The organism is Pantoea sp. Acro-807 (assembly GCF_011752675.1).
Classification (GTDB): Bacteria; Pseudomonadota; Gammaproteobacteria; order Enterobacterales; family Enterobacteriaceae; genus Pantoea; species Pantoea eucrina.
This window is the reverse complement of the sequence record NZ_VWXE01000007.1, coordinates 98522-114791: the sequence shown is the minus strand read 5'-3', so window position 1 is coordinate 114791 and position 16270 is coordinate 98522. Positions and strand designations below refer to the sequence as shown.

17 protein-coding genes are annotated in these 16270 nt (G+C 60.2%); 11 read left to right on the top strand and 6 right to left on the bottom strand.

Features of this window, described 5'->3' with window-relative positions:
• Positions 1 to 10: 10 nt before the first annotated feature.
• Positions 11 to 2488: an ATP-dependent helicase HrpB gene (gene hrpB, locus F3J39_RS15465; RefSeq protein ID WP_166714363.1), complete on the bottom strand. Its 2478-nt coding sequence runs from the start codon at positions 2486 to 2488 to the stop codon at positions 11 to 13.
• A 36-nt stretch (positions 2489 to 2524) separates the two neighbouring features.
• Between hrpB and thpR the strand changes: the two genes are divergently transcribed.
• The 9 genes from thpR to panD all read left to right on the top strand — a co-directional run bounded on the left by thpR (position 2525) and on the right by panD (position 9596).
• A complete protein-coding gene (gene thpR / locus F3J39_RS15460; RefSeq protein WP_166714362.1) occupies positions 2525 to 3055 on the top strand; it encodes an RNA 2',3'-cyclic phosphodiesterase in 531 nt (176 codons plus the stop codon).
• A 9-nt stretch (positions 3056 to 3064) separates the two neighbouring features.
• Positions 3065 to 3784 (top strand): DNA/RNA nuclease SfsA, encoded by a 720-nt coding sequence (gene sfsA / locus F3J39_RS15455; protein ID WP_039382667.1) that lies wholly within the window; start codon positions 3065 to 3067, stop codon positions 3782 to 3784.
• Positions 3785 to 4024: 240 nt separating this feature from the next.
• On the top strand, positions 4025 to 4480 hold the full coding sequence (gene dksA, locus F3J39_RS15450) for an RNA polymerase-binding protein DksA (protein WP_039382663.1): 456 nt from the start codon (positions 4025 to 4027) through the stop codon (positions 4478 to 4480).
• 85 nt (positions 4481 to 4565) lie between these two features.
• Positions 4566 to 5489 (top strand): tRNA glutamyl-Q(34) synthetase GluQRS, encoded by a 924-nt coding sequence (gluQRS, locus tag F3J39_RS15445; protein WP_104085526.1) that lies wholly within the window; start codon positions 4566 to 4568, stop codon positions 5487 to 5489.
• A gap of 40 nt (positions 5490 to 5529) precedes the next feature.
• Complete coding sequence (gene pcnB, locus F3J39_RS15440) at positions 5530 to 6951, top strand: polynucleotide adenylyltransferase PcnB (protein WP_211279566.1); 1422 nt, start codon at positions 5530 to 5532, stop codon at positions 6949 to 6951.
• Positions 6948 to 7433 carry a 2-amino-4-hydroxy-6-hydroxymethyldihydropteridine diphosphokinase gene (folK, locus tag F3J39_RS15435; protein ID WP_039382657.1) on the top strand — a complete coding sequence of 162 codons (486 nt, stop codon included), beginning with the start codon at positions 6948 to 6950 and terminating at the stop codon, positions 7431 to 7433. Before pcnB ends, folK begins: the two co-directional genes overlap by 4 nt.
• A gap of 81 nt (positions 7434 to 7514) precedes the next feature.
• On the top strand, positions 7515 to 8309 hold the full coding sequence (gene panB / locus F3J39_RS15430) for a 3-methyl-2-oxobutanoate hydroxymethyltransferase (RefSeq protein WP_108569997.1): 795 nt from the start codon (positions 7515 to 7517) through the stop codon (positions 8307 to 8309).
• Positions 8310 to 8324: 15 nt separating this feature from the next.
• Positions 8325 to 9179: a pantoate--beta-alanine ligase gene (gene panC, locus F3J39_RS15425; protein WP_039382651.1), complete on the top strand. Its 855-nt coding sequence runs from the start codon at positions 8325 to 8327 to the stop codon at positions 9177 to 9179.
• A 36-nt stretch (positions 9180 to 9215) separates the two neighbouring features.
• Positions 9216 to 9596 carry an aspartate 1-decarboxylase gene (gene panD, locus F3J39_RS15420; protein WP_039382649.1) on the top strand — a complete coding sequence of 127 codons (381 nt, stop codon included), beginning with the start codon at positions 9216 to 9218 and terminating at the stop codon, positions 9594 to 9596.
• Between the two features lie 83 nt (positions 9597 to 9679).
• Here panD and F3J39_RS15415 read toward each other — a convergent pair whose 3' ends face one another.
• The 3 genes from F3J39_RS15415 to hpt all read right to left on the bottom strand — a co-directional run bounded on the left by F3J39_RS15415 (position 9680) and on the right by hpt (position 12145).
• The gene (locus tag F3J39_RS15415) at positions 9680 to 10450 is read right to left on the bottom strand and encodes an ABC transporter permease (protein ID WP_039382646.1); all 771 of its coding nucleotides are present in this window, start codon (positions 10448 to 10450) and stop codon (positions 9680 to 9682) included.
• Positions 10447 to 11373 carry an ABC transporter ATP-binding protein gene (locus F3J39_RS15410; RefSeq protein WP_039382642.1) on the bottom strand — a complete coding sequence of 309 codons (927 nt, stop codon included), beginning with the start codon at positions 11371 to 11373 and terminating at the stop codon, positions 10447 to 10449. Before F3J39_RS15410 ends, F3J39_RS15415 begins: the two co-directional genes overlap by 4 nt.
• A 235-nt stretch (positions 11374 to 11608) precedes the next feature.
• Complete coding sequence (gene hpt, locus F3J39_RS15405; RefSeq protein WP_094110743.1) at positions 11609 to 12145, bottom strand: hypoxanthine phosphoribosyltransferase; 537 nt, start codon at positions 12143 to 12145, stop codon at positions 11609 to 11611.
• Between the two features lie 167 nt (positions 12146 to 12312).
• On the opposite strand from hpt, the gene F3J39_RS15400 reads away from it, so the two are divergent.
• Positions 12313 to 13605 carry a cystathionine gamma-synthase family protein gene (locus F3J39_RS15400; protein ID WP_071669064.1) on the top strand — a complete coding sequence of 431 codons (1293 nt, stop codon included), beginning with the start codon at positions 12313 to 12315 and terminating at the stop codon, positions 13603 to 13605.
• Between the two features lie 43 nt (positions 13606 to 13648).
• On the opposite strand, the gene cueO is transcribed toward F3J39_RS15400, so the two are convergent.
• On the bottom strand, positions 13649 to 15247 hold the full coding sequence (gene cueO, locus F3J39_RS15395) for a multicopper oxidase CueO (RefSeq protein WP_145339476.1): 1599 nt from the start codon (positions 15245 to 15247) through the stop codon (positions 13649 to 13651).
• Between the two features lie 166 nt (positions 15248 to 15413).
• Between cueO and F3J39_RS15390 the strand changes: the two genes are divergently transcribed.
• A complete protein-coding gene (locus F3J39_RS15390) occupies positions 15414 to 15761 on the top strand; it encodes a YacC family pilotin-like protein (protein ID WP_039382635.1) in 348 nt (115 codons plus the stop codon).
• A 26-nt stretch (positions 15762 to 15787) separates the two neighbouring features.
• Here F3J39_RS15390 and yacL read toward each other — a convergent pair whose 3' ends face one another.
• On the bottom strand, positions 15788 to 16150 hold the full coding sequence (yacL, locus tag F3J39_RS15385; protein WP_094110740.1) for a protein YacL: 363 nt from the start codon (positions 16148 to 16150) through the stop codon (positions 15788 to 15790).
• Positions 16151 to 16270: the final 120 nt, after the last annotated feature.

The following is a 16270-nucleotide window of genomic DNA, read 5'->3' as shown; positions in this document are numbered from 1 at the left end:
ATCCACAGGGTTACGGGGAAAACTTTTTGGTGCGCCTTGTTGGCAGGGCGCTGGCCGGATCGTCCGGCCATGGATGTTTGGGGTAGCGCCCTTTCATCTCTTTCTGCACCTCGGGGTACGCGCCGCGCCAGAACGCCGCCAGATCGCGGGTGATCTGCAGCGGACGATGCGCCGGTGACAGCAGCTCCAGCACCAGCGGCACGCGGCCCTCAGCGATAGCCGGATTCTGCGCCTCGCCAAACATCTCCTGCAGGCGAACGGCCAGCGCGGGCGGATTCTCTGCGTGATAGCGGATGGGCAGGCGGCTTCCGGTCGGCACAGTGTAGTGAGTTGGCAGCGCACTATCCAGCCGCTGACGTTGCGACCATGTCAGCAAATGTAATAATGCCCGGCTGAGGTTAATGCCCTGCAGCCCTTTCAGATCGCGCACGCCCGTCATCTCAGGCAGTAACCAGCTTTCCAGTGTATCAAGCAATGCCGTATCGTCCAGCGGCGGCCACCCCTCTTCCGGCAACCACTGCATCGCGCACTGCAGGCGCAGGCGCAGCTGCTCCGCTTCCGGCGTCCAGCCCAGCACCGACAATCCCTTTTCGCGTATCCAGCGTAGCATGGCAGGATGCAGAATCTCAGCGTCTGGCCGCGCCTGCGGCTGCGCGCTGAGCACCAGCTCGCCCAGCAGTTCGCGTTTCCAGGCGCGCAGCGTGCCTCTCTCCTCATCCCATTCCACGTCAACCCGGCGGGTAATGAGCTGCGGCAGCGCTGCCCGCAGCGCCGTCAGGTCCACCGGCAGCGCCAGCAGCATGCGTGCGTCCGCCGCGCCCGCCCCCTGCAGCAGCGCGGGCGCAATCAGGGCGGGATAGCGACTAAGGCCGTGATCCTCATCCAGCATGGCGCCGAGACCGTTTGCCAGCTGGTAGCGTGCGCTCTCGCCGCGCCGCTGCGCAATGCGGTCGGCAAAACCCGCCGCCAGCAGCAGCGGAATGCGATCGGCATCCACCCGTCCACCGCTGGCGTGCAGACGCTGCTGCCACTGCCGCGCCCGCCGCTGCCACTGCGGCTGGGGATGGTTCAGCGCGTCACGCAAATCGACGCTGCCGCCGCGCGGCGGATCTTCGAGAGTGGCCACCAGCAGCGCCGCGCTGGCAATGGCATCGCTCTCCTCCCCCGCCGCGCAGAGTATGGCCGCAAGACGCGGATCGCTGCCGAGCCGCGCCATTTTCCGGCCGGTGGCGTTAAGCCGTCCGGCGCTGTCCAGCGCGCCCAGCTGGTGCAGCAGCGCGTCCGCCGCCTGCAGGTTGCGGGCCGGCGGCAGGTCAAGCCACTGCAGCTGCGCTGCCGTGCTACAGCCCCACTGCAGCAGCTCCAGTCGCAGACCGGCGAGATCGCTGCTTAAGATCTCTGCATCGCTCTGCGCCGGCGCGCGCAGCGCCTGCTCCTGTGCCAGCAGATGCAGACAGATACCCGGCTCAAGCCGGCCGGCGCGCCCGGCGCGCTGCGTCATGGATGCCTGACTGATACGCTGCGTTTGCAGCCGGGTGACGCCGCTGCGGGCATCAAACTGCGCGACCCGCTCCAGCGCGCTATCGACCACCAGACGGATCCCCTCGATGGTCAGGCTGGTCTCCGCAATGTTCGTAGCGAGCACGACCTTCCGGCGGCCGGCGGCGGCCGGCAGAATGGCGCGCCGCTGCGCCTCCAGCGGCAGCGCACCGTAGAGCGGAGCCAGATCGATATCGTCCCCCACCCGTGCGCTCAGCTCCCGCCTGACACGCTCAATCTCCGCCACGCCCGGCAGAAACAGCAGCAGCGAGCCGTGCTCCTCGCGCAGCAGCTGGGCGACCTCGCGCGCCACCGCCTCCTCAAAACGCGTCTGCGGATTGAGGCTGGCATAGCGGCGCGCCACCGGATAACTGCGTCCGGCCGATACAATGGCAGGCGCAGCGGGCAGCAGCGCCTGCAGACGCTGATTATCCAGCGTGGCGGACATCAGCAGCAGCTTCAGGTCATCGCGCAGCCCCTGCTGCACATCCAGTAGCAGCGCCAGCGCCAGATCGGCCTGCAGGCTGCGCTCATGAAACTCATCAAGGATCACCAGCGCTACGTCCTCCAGCATGGGATCGCGCTGCAGCATGCGCGTCAGGATCCCCTCGGTGACCACTTCGAGTCGGGTATGCGCACCGACGCAGCTCTCACCGCGCAGCCGGTAACCCACGGTGTCGCCCGGCTGCTCGCCAAGCTGCTCCGCCAGCCGCTGGGCCACATTGCGCGCCGCCAGACGACGCGGTTCCAGCATAATAATACGCCCCGGCAGCGACGCCTGCTGCAGCAGCTGCAGCGGCAGCCAGGTCGATTTTCCTGCGCCGGTAGGGGCCGCCAGCAGCACCTGGGGCGAACGCTCCAGCGCCGTCAGCAGCGCAGGCAATACCTCGCTGACCGGTAATTCACTCACGCTCTTCTCCTGCTCTGCCTGTGCTAATATGGCGCGCATTGTACACCACCCGGCGCAGATTACCGGAGCACGCTTATGACCACGCAACGCCTGTTTTTTGCTCTTGAACTGCCTGCTCCGCTTCAGCAGCAGCTGGTGCAGTGGCGGGCGGATAATTTTGCCGCTGAGGCCGGTACGCCGGTTGCAGCGGCCAACCTGCATCTGACGCTGGCGTTTCTGGGTGAGGTGAGCCGCGAGACGCAGGAGAGCCTGCAACAGCTCGCCGCGCGTATTACCCAGCCCGCTTTTACGCTTGACCTGGATGATGCCGGACACTGGCCACGCCCCGGCGTAGTATGGCTCGGCTGCCGCCGCGCGCCGCGCGGACTGCTGCAGCTGGCGTCGCTGCTGCGCGCTCAGGCGGCACGACACGGCTGCGCGCAGAGCGCACAGCCTTTTCATCCGCACGTTACCCTGCTGCGCCACGCCACACAGCGCATTATGCTGCCGCCGCGCGGGTTTCACTGGCAGATGGAAGCGACCCGGTTTGCGCTCTGTTCATCGCTCTTTTCCCGCGGCCGTACGCGCTACAAAACCGTGGCGCGCTGGCCGCTCACTTCAGCCTGAGGATCCACCATGCAGTTTACTCTGCCGCTTAAGCCGGCTCGTCTGGTGGCGCGCTACAAGCGCTTTCTGGCTGACATCGTGACGCCTGAGGGCGACCTGCTGACCATCCACTGCGCCAACACCGGCGCCATGACCGGCTGCGCCACGCCCGGCGACACGGTGTGGTACTCCACGTCAGCCAGCACGACGCGCAAATATCCGCACAGCTGGGAGCTGACAGAGACGCAGTCGGGCCACTGGATCTGCGTTAATACGCTGCGCGCTAACCAGCTGGTGCAGGAGGCGCTGCAGCAACAGCATATTCCGGAATTATCCGGTTACACCCACTGCCGCAGCGAAGTGAAATATGGCACGGAAAAAAGCCGAATTGATTTCCTTCTGCAGGCAGAGGGCAGATCAAACTGCTATATTGAAGTCAAATCCGTCACCCTTTTACAGAATGGTAAAGGCTACTTTCCGGATGCGGTGACGGTCCGCGGACAGAAGCATCTGCGCGAACTCAGTGCAATCGCGGCAGAAGGTCATCGGGCCGTTTTGTTGTTTGCTGTTCTGCACACGGGGATTGAGGACGTTTCCCCGGCGCGCCATATCGACGCGCACTACGCAGAACTACTGGTACAGGCACAGCGCCGTGGCGTAGAAGTGTTTGCGTATCAGGCCACGCTTTCTCCTGAGCAGATGCAGCTCTCCCGACCGCTGCCGGTGGCAGCCTGCGCTGAGCTGTCATAATAGTGGCGATAAACTGTGTCAGGATGGAGCCGGAGGCGCGCTAAATACGCTTTTACTCACAGGCTTGTCAAGGTGTGTTCAGGAATAATTGCCAACCTTGATTGCTTCTGCTATTTATAGCGGCCTGTTTTTTTCCCTGATGGGAATCGATAAACCCAGAGCAGACAGGCCAGCCGTGCAGCAATCCTGCCGGGCAGTCTGAATCGCAACGGGTAGTGCGTGTTATCCAGGAGAAACAACATGCAAGAAGGGCAAAACCGTAAAACATCGTCCCTGAGTATCCTCGCCATCGCAGGTGTGGAGCCGTATCAGGAGAAACCGGGCGAAGAGTATATGAACGACGCCCAGTTAGGCCACTTCCGTAAGATTCTGGAAGCCTGGCGCAACCAACTCAGGGATGAAGTAGACCGTACTGTGTCACACATGCAGGACGAAGCTGCTAACTTCCCCGATCCGGTTGACCGAGCAGCGCAGGAAGAGGAGTTCAGCCTGGAACTGCGTAACCGCGATCGCGAGCGTAAGCTGATTAAGAAGATCGAGAAGACGCTGAAAAAAGTGGAAGATGACGACTTCGGCTACTGTGAATCCTGCGGTGTTGAAATCGGTATCCGCCGTCTGGAAGCGCGTCCGACTGCCGATCTTTGCATTGACTGCAAAACGCTGGCTGAGATCCGCGAGAAGCAGATGGCTGGCTGATGTCCATCCGCCTGTTCTCACCGCACAGCAGGGAAAATCAATCTTTCCCCGCCGTGCGGTGTATCTTCCAGTGACACCCTCTGCTATGTCCTCCTGTATTGGTCGCTTCGCCCCTTCGCCCTCCGGCGATCTTCATTTTGGTTCCCTGATTGCTGCACTCGGCAGTTATCTCAGCGCTCGTGCGCAGCAGGGCCGCTGGCTGGTGCGTATTGAAGATATCGATCCGCCACGTGAAGTACCGGGTGCTGCCACGCGCATTCTGCAGCAGCTGGAGCATTACGGGCTGGAGTGGGATGGTGAAGTGATGTGGCAGTCACAGCGGCATGATGCGTATCGGGCGGCGCTGGCCTGGTTGCGCACTCATCGTCAGAGCTATTTCTGCACCTGCAGTCGCCGGCGTATTCAGCAGCTGGGTGGGTATTACGATGGTTACTGTCGCGATCGCCAGCTCCCGCCGGATAACGCGGCGCTGCGCCTGCGCCAGCACGCGCCGGTCCGGCATTTTACCGATCGGCTGCGCGGGGAGCTGCTGGCGGATCCTCAGCTGGCGGAAGAGGATTTTATTATCCATCGCCGGGACGGGCTGTTCGCCTATAACCTGGCGGTGGTGGTCGACGATCATGACCAGGGCGTTACCGAAATTGTGCGCGGCGCGGATCTAATCGCCCCGACGGTGCGTCAGATTGCGCTCTATCAGCAGTTTGGCTGGACGCCGCCGGCATACCTGCATCTGCCGCTGGCGATCGCCGCTGACGGCAATAAACTCTCCAAGCAGAATCACGCCCCTGCCCTGCCCGCTGGCGATCCGCGTCCGCTGCTGGTGCAGGCGCTGCGCTTTCTCGGACAGCCGGCAGAAGAAGGCTGGCAGGATAGCCCGCTGGCGTTGCTGCTGAGCCAGGCCATTACGCGCTGGGCACCGGCGCAGATCCCGTTACATGACGCGCTAAAGCCGGATGAAATGACAACGCCATTCCTAAATGGTTCGCAACAGGCTATGATTAGCCGCTGATTTTATTACCACCCATTTTTTGTCACTGTCGAGGTGTCCCATTTTTACCCGAGTCGCTAATTTTTGCCGGAGAGTCCTCAAGCGTGACGAGGAGGTGCCTGAAGAGGTGGAAGCTGAAAACCAGATGACCATCATTCCCCGGGAAAACCATAACATCTCACGCAAAGATATCAGCGAAAACGCCCTTAAGGTGCTCTATCGCCTGAATAAAGCAGGCTTTGAAGCTTACCTGGTCGGCGGCGGCGTACGCGACCTGCTACTGGGCAAAAAGCCGAAAGATTTCGACGTGACGACCAATGCCACGCCTGAGCAGATGCGCAAACTGTTCCGCAACTGCCGTCTGGTTGGCCGCCGTTTCCGTCTGGCGCACGTGATGTTTGGGCCGGAAGTGATCGAGGTGGCGACTTTCCGCGGCCACCATCAGGAAGAGAGCGAAGACGATCGCAACAGCTCGCAGCGCGGCCAGAACGGCATGCTGCTGCGCGACAATATTTTTGGCAGCATCGAAGATGATGCGCAGCGCCGCGATCTCACCATCAACAGCCTCTACTACAGCGTGGCAGACTTCACGGTCCGCGACTATGTGGGTGGCCTGCAGGATCTGCAGGAGGGCGTGGTACGCCTGATTGGCGATCCGGAGACGCGCTACCGTGAAGATCCGGTACGCATGCTGCGCGTGGTGCGCTTTGCCGCCAAACTCAATATGCAGATTGCGCCGGAAACCGCCGAGCCGATCCCGCGCCTGGCGACGCTGCTGAATGACGTTCCGCCCGCCCGCCTGTTTGAAGAGGCGCTGAAGCTGCTGCAGGCTGGCTATGGCTACCGCACCTGGCAGATGCTGTGTGAATATCAGCTCTTCCAGCCGCTGTTCCCGACCCTGGCGCGCCACTTTACCGAGCAAGGCGACAGCATGATGGAACGCATGCTGGCGCAGGTGCTGAAAAACACCGATACCCGGCTGCACAACGATTTGCGTGTCAATCCGGCGTTTCTGTTTGCCGCAATGTTCTGGTATCCGCAGCTGGAATCCGCTGAGCGTATCGCTCAGGAGAGCGGCCTGACCTACTATGACGCGTTTGCACTCTCCATGAATGATACGCTGGACGAGGCGTGCCGCGCGCTGGCGATCCCGAAACGCATTACCACCCTGGTCCGCGATATCTGGCAGCTGCAGCTGCGTATGTCGCGTCGCCACGGCAAACGCGCATGGAAGCTGATGGAGCATCCGAAATTCCGCGCCGCTTACGACCTGCTGGCGCTGCGTGCTGAAGTAGAAAAGAATCCGGAACTGCAGCGTCTCAGCCAGTGGTGGGGTGAATTCCAGGCCGCCGTTCCGGTCCAGCAGAAAACCATGCTGAACACGCTGGGGGACGATCCGCAGCCGCGCCGTAAACCGCGCCGTCCGCGCCGCCGCTCCACCGGTCCGCGTCGCGAACAGGGCAGCAGCAGCAACGCATCATGAATCGCGTCTATCTCGCCCTGGGCAGTAATCTTGCCGATCCGCTGCATCAGATTGATGCAGCGCTTGCGGCGCTCGATACGCTGCCGGAGACTTCCCGCGTGGCGACCTCATCGTTCTATCGCACGCCGCCCTATGGTCCGGCGGATCAGCCCGATTACCTGAACGCGGTAGTGGCGCTTGATACAGCGCTGCTGCCCGAGACGCTGCTGGATCACACCCAGCATATTGAGCTGGAACATGGCCGCGTGCGCAAAGCTGAGCGCTGGGGGCCGCGTACGCTCGATATCGATATCATGCTGTTTGGCAATCAGGTGATCCATACGCCGCGTTTAACCGTACCGCACTATGATATGCACAACCGGGCATTTATGCTGCTGCCGCTGCTGGAGATTGCGCCGGGTCTGCGCCTGCCCGATGGCCGTCCGCTGAGCGGCGTGCTCGCCACGCTGGACTGCAGCGAAATCACCCTCTGGTCCGTCTGACACGCGATAATTTCCTGCCGGTCATATCCCCCCTGCAAGCAATCCAGTACACTGCGCGCATCAGAAACGCCGGAGATTGCGATGAAACCAACCACTATCTCTCATCTGCGCCAGCTGAAAGCCAGCGGGCGCCGCTTTGCCACTCTTACCGCTTATGATTTCAGCTTTGCCCGCCTGTTTGCCGACGAAGGCATTCAGGTGATGCTGATTGGCGATTCACTGGGGATGACGGTGCAGGGGCATGACTCCACGCTGCCGGTCACGGTGGCTGATATCGCCTATCATACCGCCGCCGTGCGCCGTGGCGCGCCGCAGGCACTGATCATGGCTGACCTGCCCTTTATGAGCTATGCCACTCCGGAGCAGACTTTCGCCTCTGCCGCGCAGCTGATGCGCGCCGGTGCCAACATGGTCAAACTGGAAGGGGGTGCGTGGCTGGCGGAGAGCGTACGCATGCTGACCGAGCGCGCCGTACCGGTCTGTGGCCATCTGGGCCTGACGCCGCAGTCGGTAAATATTTTTGGCGGCTACAAAGTGCAGGGCCGTGATGAGGCGGACGCTGAACGCCTGCTGGCCGATGCCCTGGCGCTGGAAGCCGCTGGCGCACAGCTGATGGTACTGGAGTGCGTGCCGGTCGCGCTGGCGGCGCGCATCACCCAGGCGCTGACCATTCCGGTGATCGGCATCGGCGCAGGTAACGTCACCGATGGCCAGATTCTGGTCATGCATGACGCCTTTGGCATCACCGGTGGCCACATTCCAAAATTTGCCAAAAATTTCCTCGCCGAAACCGGCGACATTCGCGCGGCAATTCGCCAGTATATTGCCGACGTTGAGGCTGGCACCTATCCTGCCGCCGAACACAGCTTCTTCTGAATCCGGAGATTTATCGTGTTGATCATTGAAACGCTGCCGATGCTGCGCCGCGAGATCCGTCGCTGGCGCCAGGCGGGCAAACGTATCGCCCTGGTGCCCACAATGGGCAATCTGCATGATGGCCACCTGACGCTGGTTGATGAAGCGCGCCAGCGGGCTGATGTGGTTGTGGTCTCGGTGTTTGTTAATCCGATGCAGTTTGACCGCGCGGATGACCTTGCACGCTATCCGCGCACGCTGCAGGACGATTGCGAAAAGCTTAACCGTCACGGTGTGGATCTGGTATTTGCACCGGCACCGCAGGCGATCTATCCGCAGGGTACAGAGAACCAGACGTTTGTTGAGGTGCCGGTGCTCTCTGCGCTGCTGGAGGGTGCCAGCCGGCCGGGCCACTTCCGTGGGGTCGCTACGATCGTCAGCAAACTGTTCAACCTGGTGCAGCCTGACGTCGCCTGTTTTGGCGAAAAGGACTTTCAGCAGCTGGCGATCATACGCAAACTGGTTGCGGATATGGGCTTTGATATCGACATCGTTGGCGTGCCCACCGTGCGGGCGAAAGATGGGCTGGCGCTGAGTTCGCGCAATGGCTATCTTACTGCCGATGAACGCAGGCTGGCACCGGGTCTGAGCCAGGTTATGCAGAGTATGGCGGAGCGCCTCAGCAACGGCGAACGCCACATTGATGAGATTATTGAACAGGCGAATGCCGCGCTGCAGGAAAAGGGGTTTCGTCCTGACGGGCTGGCGATCTGCGATGCCAGCACGCTGCAGCCGCTGACGGTGGAGAGCCAGCGCGCGGTGATCCTGATGGCCGCCTGGCTGGGCAACGCGCGTCTGATTGATAATCAGCAAGTGGATCTGATGGCGTAAGCCGTCGTTTAAACAGCAGCTTAAGGGTATACCGCGATGATTCGTACTGTTCTGCAGGGCAAACTGCACCGCGTCAAAGTCACGCAGGCCGATCTGCACTATGAAGGCTCCTGCGCGATCGATCAGGATTTCCTGGATGCCGCCGGCATTCTGCAATATGAAGCGATCGATATTTACAATGTGACCAACGGCCAGCGTTTTTCCACCTACGCCATCGCCGCCGAGCGGGGATCAAAAATTATCTCCGTAAACGGTGCTGCCGCGCGCTGCGCCTGTGCCGGAGACATCATGATTATCTGCTCTTACGTGCAGGTAGAGGATGAAGTGGCGCGCAGCTGGCAGCCAAAGGTGGCCTATTTTGAGGGCGATAATGAGATGAAACGTCTTGCCCGGGCGCTGCCGGTTCAGGTTGCGTAGCGTTCAGCCATATTACGCTGAGCTGCCGGAAACATCAGGGGCGCCCTTCCGGCGCCCCTGTTTATTATCCCGCTCAATAACATTCAGGTGCGTAAGCCGCGACCGCGCTGGATCAGCGTATACACCAGCACATAAAACACCACGATAAACGCTAACAGCACCGACAGCGTAAACACCAGCGGCACATCGTTAATGCCGAGGAAGCCGTACCGGAAGCCGCTGATCATATACACCACCGGATTCAGCTTCGAGACTGCCTGCCAGAACGGCGGCAGCAGCGCCAGCGAATAGAAGACGCCGCCCAGATAAGTCAGCGGCGTCAGCACAAAGGTCGGGATCAGGCTGATATCATCAAACGTGCGGGCGAACACCGCGTTGAGCAGACCCGCCAGCGAAAAGAGCACCGCGGTCAGCAGCAGAGTGATGGCAACCATTGGCCAGGAGAAAACGTGGAACGGCACAAAGAAGAGCGAGACCGCCGTCACCAGGATCCCCACGCAGACGCCACGCGCCACGCCGCCGCCGACATAGCCGGCAATGATGATGTGGGTCGGCACCGGTGCCACCAGCAGCTCTTCAATATTGCGCTGAAATTTTGCGCTGAAAAAAGAGGAGGCGACGTTAGCATAGGCGTTAGTGATCACCGACATCATAATCAGGCCCGGCACGATAAACTGCATATAGCTGAAGCCGTGCATGTCGCCAATGCGTGAACCAATCAGGTTACCGAAAATAATAAAGTAGAGCGTCATGGTGATCACCGGCGGGACCAGCGTCTGGATCCAGATGCGGGCAAACCGGTTAATCTCTTTGCTCCAGATACTCTTTAACGCGACCCAATAAAGATGCGTCATGCTCTGCCTCCTGCTTTACCCTGTGTCAGTCCCACAAACAGCTCTTCCAGCCGGTTTGCTTTGTTACGCATGCTCAGCACCTGTACGCCCTGCGCGCTCAGCTGACTGAATACGCTGTTAAGCCCCTGCTCACGCATCACTTCTACTTCCAGCGTCGAGGTATCCACCAGGCGATACTGAAAGCCCTCCAGCTGCGGCAGCGCGCTGCGCGGGGCGAGATCGAGAATAAAGGTTTCCGATTTCAGTTTAGAGAGCAGGCCTTTCATGGAGGTATTCTCCACCAGTTCGCCGCTCTGAATAATGCCGATATTGCGACACAGCATCTCTGCCTCTTCCAGATAGTGCGTGGTGAGGATAATCGTGGTGCCTTTCGCATTCAGCTCTTTCAGAAACACCCACATGGAGCGGCGCAGCTCAATATCCACGCCGGCCGTCGGCTCATCCAGAATCAGCAGCTTGGGCTCATGCATCAGCGCACGCGCAATCATCAGGCGGCGCTTCATACCGCCTGAAAGCATGCGGGCGCGCTCATTGCGTTTGCCCCACAGATCGAGCTGGTTAAGATACTTCTCCGCACGTTTGTTCGCCTCTGCCCGCTCCACGCCGTAATAGCCTGCCTGGTTTACGACGATCTGCATCACGGTTTCAAACGGGTTAAAGTTGAACTCCTGTGGCACCAGCCCGAGCTGGCGCTTGGCATTGACCACATCTTTTTGCAGGTCGTAACCAAATACCCGAACGCTGCCGCCAGATTTATTAACCAGCGAGCTGATAATCCCAATGGTGGTCGATTTACCGGCCCCGTTTGGTCCCAGCAGAGCGTAAAAGTCGCCCGCCTCTACGTTCAGATCGAGACCTTTCAGCGCCTGTACGCCGCCGGGATAGGTCTTGGTCAGCCCGGAAAGTTCCAGTGCATAAGTCATTGCGAGTCCATATCCTGTTGTTGTGACATCAAAGCCTGATGAAAATGATAGTGCGCCCGCGCCAGACGTGCGGCGAATTCAGCAGAATTTGTGTTGAAATCAGACGTGGTGCGCCTGCGGGGAGCGCATGACGCGCTGTATCGTGCAGAAAAGTGCATCAGGCCCGCAAGTCAGTCACTTACGGGCGGCTGATTCTATCCCGGAACGGCCAAAATGACCCAGGTAGATTGTGCGGTTATGCGTCCTGCATGGTGACTTTGCCGATATAAGGCAGATGACGATAGCGCTGCGCGTAGTCAATGCCAAAGCCCACGACAAACTCATCGGGAATGGTAAAGCCCACATATTCGACCGGCACCTCAACTTCACGACGCTCGGGTTTATCCAGCAGCGTGCAGATGGCCAGCGATTTTGGCTCACGCAGGCGCAGGATCTCACGCACTTTGCTCAGCGTGTTGCCGGAGTCGATGATATCTTCCACGATCAGCACATCTTTACCGCGAATATCTTCATCGAGATCTTTCAGGATTTTGACGTCGCGTGACGACGACATGCCGCTGCCGTAGCTGGAGGCGGTCATAAAGTCGACCTCATGCGGAACATCAATCGCCCGACACAGATCGGCCATAAACATAAAGGAGCCGCGCAGCAGACCAACCAGCACCATCTCGCTGCCGCTGTCGCGGTAGGCTTCACTGATCTGTTTGCCCAGCTCGGCAATACGGGTTGCAATCTCCTCCCGGGAGATCATCACATCAACGGTGTGTTTCATTGCGTTCGCCTGGTTAAGGTTTTCAGAAAGCTCCGCAGTCTATCACAATGCGCCTGATGGCTAACCGCGCCCGCAGAACGCAAACGATTACGTAGCAAAATTTACCGCGATGGCATTAACTCTATAGCAGGGTTTACGCGCTTTATCCTGATTCAGCCGGAGCTGCTATGGCAAACTCATCCAGCAATAAAGAACCTTCCGATCGGCGCACGCTGCATCCGGAAACGCAGATGCTTAATTACGGTTACGATCCTCGGCTGTCAGAAGGCGCGGTAAAACCGCCGGTGTTTCTTACCTCAACCTTTGTTTTCAACAGTGCCGAAGAGGGCAAAGATTTTTTTGATTATGTATCGGGTCGCCGTCAGCCGCCTGCTGGTCAGAGCGGCGGGCTGGTCTATTCACGCTTTAACCATCCCAACAGCGAAATCGTTGAAGATCGTCTGGCGATCTATGAGGGCGCTGAGAGCGCGGTGCTCTTCTCTTCCGGTATGTCAGCCATTGCCACTACGCTGCTTGCGTTTGCGCGGCCGGGCGAGGTGATCCTGCATTCACAGCCGCTGTATGGTGGCACAGAAACGCTGCTGAGCAAGACGCTGCACGATCTGGAAATTAAAGCCGTAGGGTTCAGCGAGGGTACGGATGAAGATAAGGTTTATGAGGCGGCGAAGCTGGCGTGGCAGCGTGGCCGGGTCGCCCTGATCCTGATCGAGACGCCGGCCAACCCCACCAACAGCCTGGTGGATATCCGGCTTATTGCGCAGGTGGCGGATGTCATTGCACAGCAGCAGGGTTCGCGTCCGGTTATCGCCTGCGATAATACGCTGCTGGGGCCGCTGTTTCAGCATCCGCTGCAGCATGGCGCAGATATCTCGCTCTATTCGCTGACCAAATATGTGGGCGGCCACTCCGACCTTATCGCCGGCGCCGCGCTGGGCAGCCGGACGCTGATGAAATCTGTGCGCGCGCTGCGCAGCGCGATCGGCACGCAGCTCGACCCGCACTCAAGCTGGATGATTGGCCGTTCGCTGGAGACGCTGGCGCTGCGCATGGAGAAAGCCGCCGCAAATGCGGAACGGGTCGCCGCCTTCCTGCGCGACCGGCCTCAGGTCGCGGCGCTGTTCTGGCTGCCCTATCTTGACGCACAGAGTGCGGCCGGAGAAACGTACCGGCGCCAGTGCAGCGGCGCCGGCTCGACCTTCTCCTTTGATATTCAGGGCGGAGAACCTGCGGCTTTCCGCTTTCTCAACGCGCTGACGCTGTTTAAGCTGGCGGTAAGCCTGGGCGGCACCGAGTCGCTCGCCAGCCATCCGGCCAGCACCACCCACTCTGGCGTGCCGCTGGCGGTACGTCAGCGCATTGGCATCAGCGACGCGACGGTGCGCCTGTCGATCGGGATTGAGCATCCGGACGACCTGATTGCGGATATCAGCCAGGCGCTGGAGGCGGCAGACGGCGGCTGACGCCGAGCGGCTCAGATGCCGCCCTTGCGGTCGTCTGGCCCCGCTACGCGACCGTGAAGCCGAGCATCATGCCGGTATCTTCGTGCTCCAGCAGATGGCAGTGTGCCATATAGGCATGCTCCGCGCTGGCAGCATAGTCGAACCGCACCACGACTTCACTGCGCCAGCCGTTGACGTTAACCATATCTTTCCAGCCGGCGCGATGCGCGGCGGGCGGCTTGCCGTTTTCTGACAGGATACGGAACTGTGCACCGTGAATATGGAACGGATGCAGCATCGCATCGCCCTCGCCTGAAATCGTCCACTTCTCGGTTTTACCCAGCGGCACGGCAAACATCGGCTTCTGCATGTTAAACGCTTCGCCGTTGATCTTATTGCCGTGGTGAAAATCGTATGCGGCAGCGTCGTGCGCACCGTGATCCATCGGCATCGCGCCATGTTCGCTCTGTTCCATCGGCATGGCATCGTGTCCGCTGTGCGTCTCTGCCGCGCCGTGGTCTGCCGCGCCCCCCATCGCCTGATGGCCATAACGATCCATCAGCGCCTGCATCCCCTGCTTATCCAGCTGCGGATCCATCATCAGCTGCAGCCAGCGGTTCTGTACGCCGTCACTGGCAGGCAGCGGCGGCAGATCCACCAGGGTGTCCGGCAGCGTCCCGCTCGCCATAATGCGCAGCGGCAGGATCTGCACCAGCGGCAGTGGCCGATCAAACGGCGGCAGCGTCATCCCCATCTGCGTCACCGGCAGCGTGACGATATCAAAAGGCTGCCCGTCAGAGGTATCGATCAGCACCTCAAAGCGCTCGCCCGGCAGCAGTGACAGCGACGTCACCTGTACCGGTTCAGCGAGCAGTCCGCCATCGCTGCCCACCACATAGACTGGTCGTTTATCGCTGGTGGCGATCTCCAGCGAGCGGGCGTTACAGCCGTTAAGCAGCCGCAGCCGCAGCCAGCCGCGCGGCACGGCGTGCTGCGGATACTGCACGCCGTTGGTCAGCATCATATCGCCAAACCAGCCTACCGCCGCGCGCATCACATCCAGCTGATAATCGATATGCGTGCCGGCGCTGTTAAGCTGTTTATCCTGGAAAATCAGCGGTACGTCATCGGCTCCCCACTGCATCGGCAGGCGCAGCTTGCCGGACGCTTCATCCTCCAGCAGCACCAGCCCGGCTAATCCCTGCGCCACCTGATGACCGGTTTTGCCGTGCAGATGCGGATGAAACCAGCAGGTCGCCGCTGGCTGATCGGGGGTAAAGCTCACCTGCCGCGTGGCACCGGGCGCGATAATCGCCTGCGGGCCTCCATCCACGTCACCCGGAATCGCCAGGCCGTGCCAGTGTACGGTGGTCGCTTCCGGCAGCCGGTTATGAATATTGACCGTGACGCGCTTCTCGCGCTGCAGGCGCAGAACCGGCCCGAGCAGGCTGCCGTTATAGCCCCAGGTCGGCACCGCTTTACCCTGCCACTGCGTGCTGCCCGTCATGGCGGTAAGGCTGTAGTGACCGCGCGCATCTGGCTCAAGCAGCGCAGGGATCGGCAGCAGCGGCCGCGTAGCCGCCATCAGTGAGCGGCTCCATAGCGGCAGTGCGCCTGCCGCGCTGAGCGCCGCGGTCAGTTTGAGAAAAGTGCGACGTTGCATACGCATATCCTTGTGATAATGAGGCACCCAGCCTAAACCCTGCCCCTGCGGGAGGGTCAAGTGCCGGGCATCAAAATAGTAGCCTGCCCGTTGCCGGGGTAAAAGAAGCGGAATCCGGACGGTAACTGTGCTAACGTCAATGGATTGTCCTTTGCTGAGAACCATTATGACAAAAAGCATTAAGATCCTGCTGCTGGCGGGACTCTTTGGCTTCTCCACCAGCAGTTTTGCGCTGAGCGAGTCTGAAGCGGAAGATCTGGCTGACCTGACGGCGGTCTTTGTCTATCTGAAAAACGACTGCGGCTACCAGGCGCTGCCGGATGCACAAATTCGCAAAGCGCTGGTGTTTTTTGCCCAGCAGAACCGCTGGGATTTGAGCAACTACAGCAGCTACAACATGAAAGCGCTGGGCGAAGAGAGCTATAAAGATCTCAGTGGCATTGCAATCAATAACGATAAGAAGTGCAAATCGCTGGCGCGTGATTCACTGAGCCTGCTGGCCTACGTTAAGTAAGAATGGATCATGTGGCGCGGTGCCGGTTATCTGCCCGCCATAAACTGCCGGTAAGCCGCGATGACCGCCAGAAAGTCCTCCACGCCGCAGAACGAGAGACTCTCTTCATCGTAGTAGGCCATGCCCTCTTCCAGCCCCTCATCCTCAAGCGCCAGCTGGTTAGCGCGGATCATCACCTCTTCTTCATCCAGCCACAGCGTGTACTCATGTCCGATACGCTGCCACTGCTGATGGGTGCCTTTTACCGCACGCGCCGCCGCTTCTACTTCATCCAGCAGCCCGGCGTTGTCGCGGACCTCTTCGTTAAACCAGTGGCCTACCGCTTCGTGATCCATCGACATGCGCACCCTGACCTGGCCGGTGATATCGCGTAAAAATTCATACTCCATTGGGTTACCTCATACCAGTAGCGCGCCGGACTGCACGTTTATGTGCATTCTGAGCGCAGCGCGCGTAATAAAGTGGGATCGCGCTCGCATTATGCCGGGAGTGCCGCCGGTAAAAAAGGC

Coding starts and splice junctions, on each gene's coding strand:
- sfsA (WP_039382667.1), top strand. CDS start 3,065: ATGCAGTTTACTCTGCCGCTTAAGCCGGCTCGTCTGGTGGCGCGCTAC.
- cueO (WP_145339476.1), bottom strand. CDS start 15,247: ATGCAACGTCGCACTTTTCTCAAACTGACCGCGGCGCTCAGCGCGGCA.
- F3J39_RS15400 (WP_071669064.1), top strand. CDS start 12,313: ATGGCAAACTCATCCAGCAATAAAGAACCTTCCGATCGGCGCACGCTG.
- F3J39_RS15410 (WP_039382642.1), bottom strand. CDS start 11,373: ATGACTTATGCACTGGAACTTTCCGGGCTGACCAAGACCTATCCCGGC.
- dksA (WP_039382663.1), top strand. CDS start 4,025: ATGCAAGAAGGGCAAAACCGTAAAACATCGTCCCTGAGTATCCTCGCC.
- folK (WP_039382657.1), top strand. CDS start 6,948: ATGAATCGCGTCTATCTCGCCCTGGGCAGTAATCTTGCCGATCCGCTG.
- gluQRS (WP_104085526.1), top strand. CDS start 4,566: ATGTCCTCCTGTATTGGTCGCTTCGCCCCTTCGCCCTCCGGCGATCTT.
- F3J39_RS15390 (WP_039382635.1), top strand. CDS start 15,414: ATGACAAAAAGCATTAAGATCCTGCTGCTGGCGGGACTCTTTGGCTTC.
- hpt (WP_094110743.1), bottom strand. CDS start 12,145: ATGAAACACACCGTTGATGTGATGATCTCCCGGGAGGAGATTGCAACC.
- hrpB (WP_166714363.1), bottom strand. CDS start 2,488: ATGCGCGCCATATTAGCACAGGCAGAGCAGGAGAAGAGCGTGAGTGAA.
- panB (WP_108569997.1), top strand. CDS start 7,515: ATGAAACCAACCACTATCTCTCATCTGCGCCAGCTGAAAGCCAGCGGG.
- thpR (WP_166714362.1), top strand. CDS start 2,525: ATGACCACGCAACGCCTGTTTTTTGCTCTTGAACTGCCTGCTCCGCTT.
- yacL (WP_094110740.1), bottom strand. CDS start 16,150: ATGGAGTATGAATTTTTACGCGATATCACCGGCCAGGTCAGGGTGCGC.
- F3J39_RS15415 (WP_039382646.1), bottom strand. CDS start 10,450: ATGACGCATCTTTATTGGGTCGCGTTAAAGAGTATCTGGAGCAAAGAG.
- panD (WP_039382649.1), top strand. CDS start 9,216: ATGATTCGTACTGTTCTGCAGGGCAAACTGCACCGCGTCAAAGTCACG.